At 40.0% G+C, this 11,933-nt stretch carries 10 protein-coding genes; 5 read left to right on the forward strand and 5 right to left on the reverse strand.

The window, feature by feature from the left end; genetic code table 11:
• Window positions 1-72 precede the first annotated feature (72 nt).
• The 3 genes from ABXG83_RS00655 to ABXG83_RS00665 all read left to right on the forward strand — a co-directional run bounded on the left by ABXG83_RS00655 (window position 73) and on the right by ABXG83_RS00665 (window position 4,416).
• Window positions 73-546, forward strand: coding sequence for a peroxiredoxin (locus ABXG83_RS00655; RefSeq protein WP_353549577.1), 474 nt, complete (start codon window positions 73-75; stop codon window positions 544-546).
• Window positions 547-696: 150 nt separating this feature from the next.
• Window positions 697-1,062, forward strand: a complete 366-nt coding sequence (locus tag ABXG83_RS00660) for a T9SS type A sorting domain-containing protein (RefSeq protein ID WP_353549578.1) — start codon at window positions 697-699, stop codon at window positions 1,060-1,062.
• Between the two features lie 84 nt (window positions 1,063-1,146).
• Complete coding sequence (locus ABXG83_RS00665; protein WP_353549579.1) at window positions 1,147-4,416, forward strand: hypothetical protein; 3,270 nt, start codon at window positions 1,147-1,149, stop codon at window positions 4,414-4,416.
• Window positions 4,417-4,526: 110 nt separating this feature from the next.
• On the opposite strand, the gene ABXG83_RS00670 is transcribed toward ABXG83_RS00665, so the two are convergent.
• Window positions 4,527-5,702 carry a class I SAM-dependent rRNA methyltransferase gene (locus ABXG83_RS00670; RefSeq protein ID WP_353549580.1) on the reverse strand — a complete coding sequence of 392 codons (1,176 nt, stop codon included), beginning with the start codon at window positions 5,700-5,702 and terminating at the stop codon, window positions 4,527-4,529.
• A gap of 180 nt (window positions 5,703-5,882) precedes the next feature.
• Here ABXG83_RS00670 and ABXG83_RS00675 point away from each other — a divergent pair, with 180 nt between their 5' ends.
• Both ABXG83_RS00675 and dnaJ read left to right on the forward strand, forming a co-directional pair.
• A complete protein-coding gene (locus ABXG83_RS00675) occupies window positions 5,883-6,452 on the forward strand; it encodes a nucleotide exchange factor GrpE (protein ID WP_353549581.1) in 570 nt (189 codons plus the stop codon).
• 94 nt (window positions 6,453-6,546) lie between these two features.
• Window positions 6,547-7,707: a molecular chaperone DnaJ gene (gene dnaJ, locus ABXG83_RS00680; RefSeq protein ID WP_353549582.1), complete on the forward strand. Its 1,161-nt coding sequence runs from the start codon at window positions 6,547-6,549 to the stop codon at window positions 7,705-7,707.
• On the opposite strand, the gene ABXG83_RS00685 is transcribed toward dnaJ, so the two are convergent.
• The 4 genes from ABXG83_RS00685 to ABXG83_RS00700 form a co-directional block, all read right to left on the reverse strand.
• Window positions 7,704-9,464: a von Willebrand factor type A domain-containing protein gene (locus ABXG83_RS00685; RefSeq protein WP_353549583.1), complete on the reverse strand. Its 1,761-nt coding sequence runs from the start codon at window positions 9,462-9,464 to the stop codon at window positions 7,704-7,706. The genes dnaJ and ABXG83_RS00685 overlap by 4 nt on opposite strands.
• A gap of 71 nt (window positions 9,465-9,535) precedes the next feature.
• Window positions 9,536-10,078 (reverse strand): hypoxanthine phosphoribosyltransferase, encoded by a 543-nt coding sequence (gene hpt, locus ABXG83_RS00690; RefSeq protein WP_353549584.1) that lies wholly within the window; start codon window positions 10,076-10,078, stop codon window positions 9,536-9,538.
• 7 nt (window positions 10,079-10,085) lie between these two features.
• Complete coding sequence (locus tag ABXG83_RS00695; RefSeq protein WP_353549585.1) at window positions 10,086-11,267, reverse strand: glucosaminidase domain-containing protein; 1,182 nt, start codon at window positions 11,265-11,267, stop codon at window positions 10,086-10,088.
• Window positions 11,264-11,917 (reverse strand): O-methyltransferase, encoded by a 654-nt coding sequence (locus tag ABXG83_RS00700; protein ID WP_353549586.1) that lies wholly within the window; start codon window positions 11,915-11,917, stop codon window positions 11,264-11,266. The genes ABXG83_RS00695 and ABXG83_RS00700 overlap by 4 nt, the downstream gene beginning before the upstream one ends.
• Window positions 11,918-11,933 lie beyond the last annotated feature (16 nt).

The following is an 11,933-nucleotide window of genomic DNA, read 5'->3' on the forward strand; positions in this document are numbered from 1 at the left end:
GCATCACTGCAACTTTTTTCAAAGAATCTTGTTTAGTTAACTATCTAATCATCATCAATAAAAATTCAACGTATGAGTATTCAGGCTGGTGCAGTAGCACCTCAGTTCTCTCTTTTTGATACCGATAAAAACAAAGTATCACTAGCTGATCAAAAAGGAAAAAATGTAGTAGTACTGTTTTTCCCATTGGCATTTACCGGTGTGTGTACAACCGAACTTTGTAATGTAAGGGATAATATCTCTTTGTATAATAATGCCAATGCTGTTGTATTTGGCGTATCTGTTGATTCATTATTCTCTCTGGGTAAATTCCGTGAAGAGCAAAAATTGAATTTTCAATTGTTGAGTGATTTCAATAAAGAAGCAGCTAGTGCTTATGGCGTTCTGTACGAAACTTTCCCTGCTTTTGAAATGCAAGGTGTAAGCAAGCGCGCAGCATTTGTGATCGATAAAGAAGGTGTGGTTCGTTATGCAGAAGTATGTCCGACTCCGGGTGACCTCCCTAACTTTGAAGCCATCCAACAAACGCTCAATAGTCTGAATTAAGATATTCTGACCCTAAGATGAGTCCGCTGTCGATGCAGTTTAGCTTAAAAAAGCTGCTTCCAGACAGCGGATTTGTCATTTATGGGGTCATTTTAACAGTGCTTTTTGTAAAAATGAGCTTCATTGACTAATTTAGAGTAATATTAACCTATGGGAAATCGTTACACAATCATCTTACTGATTTGTATGATTCTCGGAAGCAGCTTTGCTCCCGACCCAATTCCCTTTACAAAAAATACAGAAATAACGTTTGGTGAGACCTCCTCAAAAGTCACCCGTTATTATCCCAACCCGGCTACTACAGTCATTAATTTTGAGTTTGATAAAACTGTTGATAAGACCTATACACTACTGATCACGAATTTTTTGGGTAAGCGCATGACAGAAGTAAGGATCAATGAGTCAAAGATCACCATATCACTTGACGATCAGTATTATCGTGGCTTATACATCTATCAATTAAGAGATCAAAGCAATCGCATCGTGGAATCCGGAAGGTTTCAGGTAGTCAAATAAGCTGTTGTTGGGGCATTCCTCTTTTTATTTTTCTTATATTTAATCTAACCTTCGGGTTATTTTTTTTATCAATACCAAAGCCATATGAAACTGCTTATCCGTAGCTTATCGCTATTGTTTATTTCTTTTCTTTTCACGACAGTCTCTGCTCAAAACAAGACTGCAGGAGTTGAGTGGAATGCAGGAACATTTTCCAGTCTGAAATTCAGATCGATCGGTCCTGCAGTAACTTCTGGTCGTATCGCAGATTTTGCGGTTAACCCTGCTAATACTAGTGAGTACTATGTAGCCACCGCGGCAGGAGGTGTTTGGAAAACAACCAATCATGGTGTTACATTCCAACCAGTATTTGATGCGCAGGGCTCTTATTCGATAGGTTGCGTCACCATCGATCCTAATAATAGTAATGTTGTGTGGGTTGGTTCAGGAGAGAACAATAACCAACGATCTGTTTCTTATGGTGATGGTGTCTATAAGTCGGAAGATGGTGGTAAGACTTGGAAGAATATGGGTTTAAAAAACTCCGAGCATATTGCTGAGATCATTGTAGATCCTACCAACTCTAATATAATTTATGTAGCCGCTTATGGTCCTGTTTGGAGTGAAGGAGGTGAGAGAGGTGTATATAAATCTACTGATGGTGGACAAACATGGAATGTTGTAAAATCAATCAGTGCGTATACCGGTTGTAATGATCTGGTGATGGATCCACGTAACCCCAATGTCTTGTATGCTTCTTTTCATCAGCGCATGAGAAAGGTATTTACTTATATCGGTGGTGGTCCTGAGTCTGCATTGTATAAAACAACAGATGGTGGCACAACTTGGAAAAAAGTAGAAGGTGGTTTCCCGGGAGGTGAATTGGGAAGAATCGGGTTAGCGATCAGTCCGGTAAACCCAGATGTGTTGTATACCGTTATAGAGGCAAAGGATAATAAAGCAGGAATTTATTTATCAAAAGATAAAGGAGTGAGTTGGGAAAAAAGAAGTGGTTATGCTACCTCAGGTAACTACTATCAGGAGATTGTTTGCGATCCTGTTGATGTGAATCGCATTTTCATTACGGATGTATATTATAAAGTGAGTGATGATGCTGGTAAGTCTGTATACAATCTTGGTGAGATCAATAAACATATCGATAATCACGCCATTTGGATCGATCCAAATGACACCGATCATTTAATGGTAGGTTGTGATGGCGGAATTTATGAAACATGGGATTTTGCCAGAAGTTGGGATTTTAAATCCAACTTACCGGTAACGCAGTTTTATAAAGTAGCTACGGATAATGCGTATCCATTTTATAGCGTACATGGTGGCACGCAAGATAACCTGAGCTTAGGCGGTCCTAGTCGTACCACATCTGCAAATGGTATTGTAAATGCAGATTGGTATATCACTTCTATCGGTGATGGTTTTGAAACACAGGTAGATCAATCCAATCCTGATATCATCTATGCACAAAGCCAATATGGAGGCATTGTTCGTTTTGATCGAAAGAGTGGTGAATATCTGTCCATCAAACCTTCTGAAGGTGAAAATGAGCCAGCCTATCGTTGGAACTGGGATGCGCCATTGCTGATCAGTCAGCATGATAATGCCAGATTATATTTTGGTGCCAATAAATTATTCAGAACAGATGACAGAGGGAATAGCTGGAAAGTGATCAGTCCTGATCTTACACGACAGGTGGATAGGAATAAATTTGAAGTGATGGGTAAAGTATGGTCAGTAGATGCTATCGCAAAAAATGGTAGTACAGATATATTCGGACAACTTACCAGTATTGCGGAATCAAAATTAAATCCGGATATGATCTGGGTAGGTACAGATGATGGTCTGATTCAACTGACCATCGATGGAGGAAAGAACTGGACAAAATTTGATAATCTTCCAGGTGTGCCATCTATGAGTTATGTTCATCAGGTTATTGCTTCATTACACGATGTGAACACGGCTTATATATGTTTTAATCAGCATCGTAATGGTGATTTCAAGCCTTATGTTCTAAAGACAACAGATGCAGGTAAAACATGGAAACCCATTCATTCCAATTTGCCACAACGTGGAAGTGTATATACCATTGCTGAGGATCATATAGATCGTGATCTGTTATTTGTTGGTACTGAATTCGGTGTATTTTTTTCAAATAATGGTGGACAGGAATGGATAGCCTTGAAGGGTGGTTTACCGGTAGCAGCGGTACGTGATATGGAAATTCAGCGTAGAGAAAACGATCTGGTAATTGCAACATTTGGCCGCGGATTTTACATTCTGGATGATTACAGCGTTCTACGAAATTTTAAAAAAGAAACACTCAATAAAGATGCTGTGATCTTTCCTGTGAAAGAGAGTTTGATGTTCATTGAAAGGTATCCATTAGGCTTGCGTGATAAGGGGCATTTAGGCAGCAGCTATTTTAGTACGCCTAATCCGCCGGTAGGTGCAGTGTTTACTTACTATATCAAAGATGACAGCAAAAAACTACGTGACCTTCGATTGGAACAAGAGAAAGCAAAAGGAGAAAAAGGTGAGAAAGTTTATTATCCTTCTTTGGATAGTTTACGCATGGAAGATAACCAGCCTGATCCATATTTGTTATTCACGATCCGGGATAAAGCAGGAGAGGTGGTTCGTCATTTAAAAGCGCCAGCGAAGAAAGGCTTACAAACTATTGTCTGGGATTTCCGATACGCAACACCTGCTCCTGTATTAGGTAGAGTGACACTTGCTCCGGATCAATTATTTGGTGGCGAAGAGAAAGGACATCTGGCAATGCCGGGTGAATATACTGTTTCATTATCTAGATATGCAGATGGTAAACTCACAGAGCTTGCGGGTCCGGTAACCTTTAGCTGCAAATTGTTACAGCAAAGTAGTTTACCTGTAAATATGGAAGAGAATGTAAAATTCTATAAGCAGGTATCTGCATTGAGAAAAGCAGCAAGTGCAACTACAGATCTTTATGGAAACATGCGCAGTCGATTGAACAATATCAATGCTGCTACACAAGATATGCTTGCAGCACCCAAATCGATATTGGAAAAATCTTATGCATTGATGCAGGAGTTAAATGCAATCGGTATACAACTCAACGGTGATCAATCACGTGCGAGAAGAGAATTTGAAACAGCTCCATCTGTTACTGGTAGAATTGGAGATGTAGAGGGTGGTGTATGGAATTCTACTTCTGCAATTACGGAAACACATAAAAACGATTATGCAATTGCTTCTAAAGGGTTGACAGCGATTATCGCAGCGATGCGCAAGCTGGATACTGCGATCACGGCATTGGAAAAAGAATTGGATATCAATAAAGCGCCGTATACACCGGGTAGATGGCCTGAGTGGTAAGGAGGAAGTGAAAATAAAAAGTGTGTGGAACTCTGTGGCTAATTTGCCATAGCGCTTCACACACTTTTTTTATCACTCCTACATCAGAAATTAGACATCTGCTATCTGTTCTATCTATCTGTTACTTCTACGATCAAAAATTTCAAATAATTAGTGTTCTCCATTCCCCATATAATAGGGTGGTCGCTGGCCTGAGCCTGAAAAGTTACTTGTCTGATCTTTTTACGCGCATCTTTTGCAGCCATTTCGATGGTTTGTAAAAACAGATCCGGTTGAACAAGGTTAGTACAACTGGAAGTCACCAGAAAACCTCCGTTGCGAATTAATTTCATGCCTCTCAGATTGATCTCTTTATATCCCGTGATCGCTTTTTGAATATTTTCTCTGCTCTTTGTAAATGCAGGCGGATCAAGCATAACCACATCGTATTGTCTGCCATCTTTACCCCATTGTTTTAACACATCAAAAGCATTCATCGCTTCAAACTTGCATATTTTATCGAGCCCATTCAGAGCCGCATTTCTGTTGGCTTGTGCAACTGCATTCTCAGATATATCCAATCCTAAAACAGATTTAGCGCCATAGTGTGCAGCATGTATTTCGAATGTTCCGGTATAAGTGAAAGCGCCTAATACTTCTGCATCTTTTACAATATGCTGAATAGCTCTTCTGTTATCTTGTTGATCTAAAAAATATCCTGTTTTCTGACCGTTTTCAATATCAACATGAAATTTCAATCCATTTTCATGGATGATGATATTGGTATTAAAAGGAGCAGATAAAAATCCTTTTTGCTGTGGCAATCCTTCGAGCTCACGAACCGGAACGTCATTTCTTTCATAGATGCCTTTAGGAGAGAAGATAGATTCCAATGCTTTTACAATCGCAGGCTTCCATTTATCCATACCAAAAGCCAGGGTTTGCAGAACAAAATAGTCATTGAATTTATCAATGATGAGTGCTGGCATTTGATCGGCTTCTCCAAAGATCAATCTACAATTCTCCGTATAACCGATCTTTTGTCTGTATTGCCATGCACCGGCAATACGATCATGAAAAAACTGCTCATTGATCTCTTCCTGTTTGCGGGTGAGGAGTCTCACCATGATCTGCGACTTTGGGTTTACATATCCCCGGCCTGCTAATTTCCCATCGGCATAATATACATCTACAATATCTCCGGCTTCAACGGGACCGGTTACTCTGTCCACCTCGTTTCCAAATATCCAGGGATGCCCATTGGCAATACGCTGAGCGATTTTTTTTCTGAGATATACTTTCGTCATGCCGCGAAGATAGTCTATCACCCCCCAAGCCCTGTTTTTTGGCAGCTAAAAACCTGAAAAACAGGCCTGTTGACTGACAGGAAGCCCCGATTCATAGGGTGGACTGTCAATTTTTCCCGTTTCTTTGCATCGGCAAAATTTTTGACAGGTTTGTCCCGAAAAGTATTCAATAAATCTATTATGGAAGAGCAGGCAACAACACAGACACAAGCGCAAGAGGAAACACAAGCCAATATTGATATCAATGCCGATGAGAATGCTGCGGGCACCTCTCATTTGAATGAACCCGTAGCGGAAGAGGATCAATTGGAAAAGCTGCAGGCAGAATTACAGGAGCAGAAAGATAAGTACCTGCGTTTGATGGCGGAGTTCGACAATTTCAGACGTCGTACTGCAAAAGAGCGCATTGATTTAATTCAAACTGCTGGTAAGGATGTAATTGTTTCGTTACTGGATGTGTTGGATGATTGTGATCGTGCTGAAAAACAATTGCAAAGCAATGATGATATTGCGGTTCAGAAAGAAGGTATTCAACTGGTCTTCAATAAACTGCGTTCTAATCTGCAATCAAAAGGCGTTAAAGCCATGGAAAGTATTCATGCAGAGTTTGATGTAGAAAAGCATGAAGCCATTACAGAAATTCCTGCTCCAAGTGAGGAGTTAAAAGGCAAAGTATTGGATGAAGTCATGAAAGGCTATTATCTCAATGATAAGATCATTCGTTTTGCAAAGGTGGTGGTAGGGAAATAAACTATGATTTTTTGATTTCTTGATTTTTCGATGCAATCTGGTAGATCAAGAAATACGAATCAAAAAATCAAAGATCAAAAAATCAAAGATCAAAATGGCTAAAAGAGATTTTTACGAAATATTAGGAGTGAGTAAATCGGCATCTGCAGATGAGATCAAAAAAGCTTATCGCAAAGTCGCTATGCAATATCATCCTGATCGTAATCCGAATGATAAAGAAGCAGAAGAAAAATTCAAGGAAGCTGCAGAAGCATATGAAGTATTGAGTGATGCGGATAAGAAAGCCAAGTATGATCGTTATGGACATGCTGCTTTCGGTCCGGGCACTGGTGGTGGCGCCGGTGGGTACAGCAATATGGATGATATCTTCAGCCAGTTTGGAGATATTTTCGGTGATGATATGTTCGGTAGTTTCTTTGGAGGTGGCAGAAGAAGTAGTGGTGGCGCCGGAAGAGCTCGTGGACAAAAAGGGAGTAACCTGCGAATCAAACTGAAACTGAATTTTGAAGAGATCGCAAAAGGAGTTACCAAGAATGTGAAAGTGAAAAAACATGTCTTGTGTAATACCTGTGGCGGTAATGGTGCTAAAGATAAAAACAGTGTCCAGAATTGTGGCACTTGCGGCGGTAGTGGACAAGTGAGAAGGGTGACAAATACTTTCCTTGGACAAATGCAGACTGTAAGTACTTGTCCAACCTGTAATGGAGAAGGTTCTACTGTTACATCCAAATGTGGTAGTTGTAAAGGTGAAGGAAGAGTGTATGGTGAAGAAACCATCAGTATTGATATACCGGCAGGTGTTTCAGAAGGCATGCAACTGAGCATGAGTGGAAAAGGAAATGCAGGAGAGCGTGGTGGTTTTGCCGGGGATCTGATCATCCAAATAGAAGAAGAAACACATCCTGAGTTACAGCGCGATGGGTTGAATGTTGCTTATGATCTTCACATCTCTTTTTCGGATGCTGTTTTCGGAACACAGGTAGAAGTACCTACCATTGACGGAAGAGCAAAGATCAAAATTCCGGCCGGTACACAAAGTGGTAAAATATTCAGACTGAAAGGAAAAGGATTTCCTGAGGTGCAAGGCTACAATAAAGGAGATCAATTGATCTATGTAAATGTTTGGACACCACAACAAGTAAGTGATGAAGAACGTCAAATGCTGGAAAAGTTGGGAGAAAGTCCAAACTTCAAACCACAACCTACCAAAAGCGATAAGAGTTTCTTTGATCGGGTAAAAGAGGCGTTCAGTTAATCTGATTTTCTTTTTTTCTTTGGTGGATCATACAGCCGTATGGCTTTCTCCAATAGTTGTTGAAATTCTTGTTGGAGCATATTATTCGGTGAAACAGCATTTTTGATGAGAAGGGCTACATCTTCCAGCTGAAATCCATGTGTGAATTTTGATTGACGCAAGATATTGCCAAACATCGCAACTGCAGCGGCAAACCGATAGGTACTATCCGATTGTTCGATCTTTTGTCCGTGATAGGTAGCCGTAAAACTTTGTTCACGCCGAGTACCACTCGTAGGGTCTTTATAATGTAATGATACTTTTGCTAATGGTTTATTGACAGAGCTGATACTGTCTTTCGCTGGAATGATTTCTGCAATGGCCATTACCGCATGCCCACTTCCTATTTCTCCACCTTCCAGACTGCTCGTGCTGTCAGCTAATGCAGTTCTTTTATTATCGAATCCGATAAGGCGATATGCAGCAACTGTTTGCGGATCGAACTGAAGTGTGATCGATGCGTCATTGGCAACAGTGAAAATATTTTTTGTAAACTCTGTTACCAATACCTTTTCAGCTTCTCTGATTTGATCAATGTAGGCAAAGTTGCCATTGCCTTTTTTTGATAAGGTTTCCAGTTTGCTGTCTTTATAATTACCCATACCCACACCCAAACAGGTCAGATAGATCCCACTCATTTGATAACGGCTGATCAACTCTTCCAATTCTTTTTCAGAAGATTGACCGACATTAAAATCTCCATCCGTCGCAATGATTACTCGATTGTTCCCTCCTTTAATAAAGTTTTTCTTGGCTGTTTCATAAGCTAACTGAATTGCTCCTGAGCCAGGGGTATCTCCGCCGGCAGATAAAGAGTCAATGGCTTTTTTGATCAGTTCTTTATGTTGTCCTCCGGTAGGCGCCAACACCATCGCTACTCCACCACCATACGTTATCACAGAAACGGTATCAACGGATCTGAGATTATTGATGAGTAACCGAAAGGCTGATTGTAATAGCGGTAATCGATTGGGCTTATCCATTGAGCCGGATACGTCTATCAAGAAAACCAGATTGGAAGGAGGTACTTCATGAAGTGGGATGGTAGGTGCTTGCAATTGTAAGAATAGTAACTGATGTTTAGGATTCCACGGGCAAGTACTATGCTCATACGCATAAGAGAAATGGCTATCAGACTGTATCTTATTGGAGGGAAGTGATAAACTAAAATAGTTCAACATTTCTTCAATACGTACTGCATCTTGTGGAATCATCATTCCATTGTTTATGAATCTTCTGATATTGCTGTAAGAAGCATTATCAATGTTCAACGAAAATCCTGTTTCGGGAAATGTTGAGGTTTTGATGAATTCATTTTCTATGATACTTGTATAGCTTTCACCTGGTCCTACACTATATATTCCCGCGCCTTGTGTTAGATCTTTTACAACAGAAGCTTTATAGTTCTTGTACAGTTTTGCGGCGCCGGAACTTGATTTCATCTGAATCATTTGAAACTGCCGGCTGTCTGCATATAGACTTAGTGGTTCATATCCATCAAAGCTCAAGAGGATACTATCTTTTTCAAAAGGGACAGGAATTCCAAAAGAACCTGTGCTGCCGGAATAAAAAATGAGACCTGGTTTAGTGCTGAGTTTTATCTTGACACCACTCAATAGCGTGCCTTGCTCATTTCTGATCTCTCCACGTAAATAATATTGACTGAACGTAGATTGACTGACAAGCAATAGCAGCAATATCCAAATGAATAAGCGCATTTGGCTAGGGGTTTACACTACAAGTTAATATAAATGCTGCTGTTGTCTAAACTTAGTCCGTTAAAGCCTTGTTATGCTTCGTCTTTAAGCTGATAGATCTCACGAATATTTCTTCCTAAACCATCATAATCCAGTCCATAGCCAAGTACAAAACGATTAGGGATGGTAAAGCAACAATAGTCGATCTGCACCGGATATTTCATAGCATCCGGCTTATGTAATAATACAGCGACTTTCAAAGAGAGTGGTTGTTGATTGATCAGCTGTGGAAGGAATTCACTCAGTGTTTTTCCGGTATCAATGATATCTTCCAATATCACCACATGTCTGTTATTGATCTCGGTATCTAGTCCTATTGCAGTAATAACATGTCCGGTTGATTTGGTTCCTTTATATGAGGCTAATTTAATAAAGCAGATCTCAGCTTCAATGGATAACTCCTTGAACAAATCTGCGGAGAACATAAAAGATCCGTTCAGAATAGAAATGAACAAAGGTTTTTTACCCTGATAATCCTGGTCTAATTGAGCCGCCAGTTCTTTGATCTTTTCGCGGATCAATGTTTCTGGTAAATAGGGAACAAACTCTTTGTCGTGAACTTTTATTACCTGCATGGATCTGCTATTTTGTAGATTTTCTTTTATTGTTTCCTGCCGCTTTATTGATCTCTGCAGGGGAGCGTAAAAATAATTTTTGTCCCGCAGAAAGCTGACTATCTTTTTTCAATTTATTATACTCCAATAAACTTTCCATTCGGATGCCTTCTTTCTGACAAATCTCATGTATGTTTTCACCTGCAGTTACTTCGTGATAATCAGAAGCACCTTTCTTTTGTTTTTTCTCGATGAAGAGTACACGGTCTATGTCGAGGATATCCAATTCAGACAATTCATTGAACTCAAAAAGTTTGCTTAAACTGATATCGTATTGATGTGCCAATGCCAATAAAGAAGTTCCCGCTTTGGCGTGTATGGCTTTTGTATGATTGATCGTAAAGACACCTTCTGGATAAGCAGCTGTTTTCTTTTCTTCAGTAACAGGGGTAGTTTTTTTCTCCGCCTCTTCTGTCGATTTTACTTTTTCAATACTTGTATTAGCAGTCTGTAATTCGGTTTGAGGCGTATCTGTTTCTTCTTTTACAGTAGTTGATTTCAGGATCTCATTTTTTACTGCAGGTTCATTTTTAGTGGCAACTGTTAAAGGTTGTTCTGTGACTGTATTAGCTGCTGTTACATTCTGTGTAGGCGTTGTGACTGGAGCAGTTTTATTTTCCATCATGGCAATACCCTGAATGGTATATTGATTCAACTGGTAATCTTCGATCACACGTAATAATCTTTCCGGATAAGTTTTATTTGTTGCATAGCCGGCTCTTTTCAATCCATAAGCCCAACCTGTGATATCCGTAGGTTCTAATTTGAAAAGAAAGGAATAATGCGGACGTGTCTTTAAGAAATCAGAATGATCGCGGTAAGACTCTTCCGGAGATTTATACACTCGGAAACATTCACCTTTTGCATCATCATCCTGGTATGTCTTCTCGCCGGTCCATTCTGTTTTACATTTGATACCAAAATGATTATTTGCAGTTTTCGCTAACGGGCTTTCACCAAACTGTGATTCCAGAATGCCTTGTGCCAGTTTAATGGAAGCGGGCACACCTGTACGTAGCATCTCCTGAATAGCAAGATCTTTATAGCTATTGATATAAGCTTCGGTTCTTTCTTTCACACTAATGGTCTGTGCAACTGCTGCTAGCATTACAGTACCTAAGAATGTGATCAGTAATATGATTTTCTTCATATCGTTTTCTTTTTGACCATCAGTAATCCATCTCTGATGGTGAGTAAAACCTGTTCAGTTCGATTGTCTTGTTTCACGTGTTCATTGAATGCATGTATTGCTTTGGCATTCTTACCATTGATGGGCTCTTCTAATACCTGTCCGTGAAACAGCACATTGTCTGCAAGAATGATACCATTCTCAGCCAAGCGAGGTATTAGTTGTTCATAATAACCAATATAACCGGTCTTATCTGCATCAATAAAAATCAGATCCCATGTATGATTGAGCGTGGGAATGATTTCTCCTGCATTTCCGACGTGCAAATGTATTTGATCCTTTCTGTAGCTTTTGCTAAAATAGTTCCTGGCTGTTTGGGCATCTTCCTCTCTGCACTCTATGGTATGTAACTCTCCCTCGTTTTGCAGGCCTTCTGCCAGACAAAGTGCACTATAACCGGTAAAAGTTCCTATCTCTAAAACGTATTTAGGGCGTAGAATAGTACTTAAGAAGGCCAGGAATTTTCCCTGTACCTGTCCGCTTAACATATGTGCATGAGGGTGATGAGCATTTGTATACTCCTCGATCTCCATCAAAAGCGCATGATCAGCCGAGGTAAACAGCTGTGCATATGCTTCCGCTTGAGGGGAAATGATGAGGGGGGCAGACATGCTGCAAAGATAAGGA

It is taken from the genome of Sediminibacterium sp. KACHI17 (assembly GCF_040362915.1).
GTDB lineage: Bacteria > Bacteroidota > Bacteroidia > Chitinophagales > Chitinophagaceae > Sediminibacterium.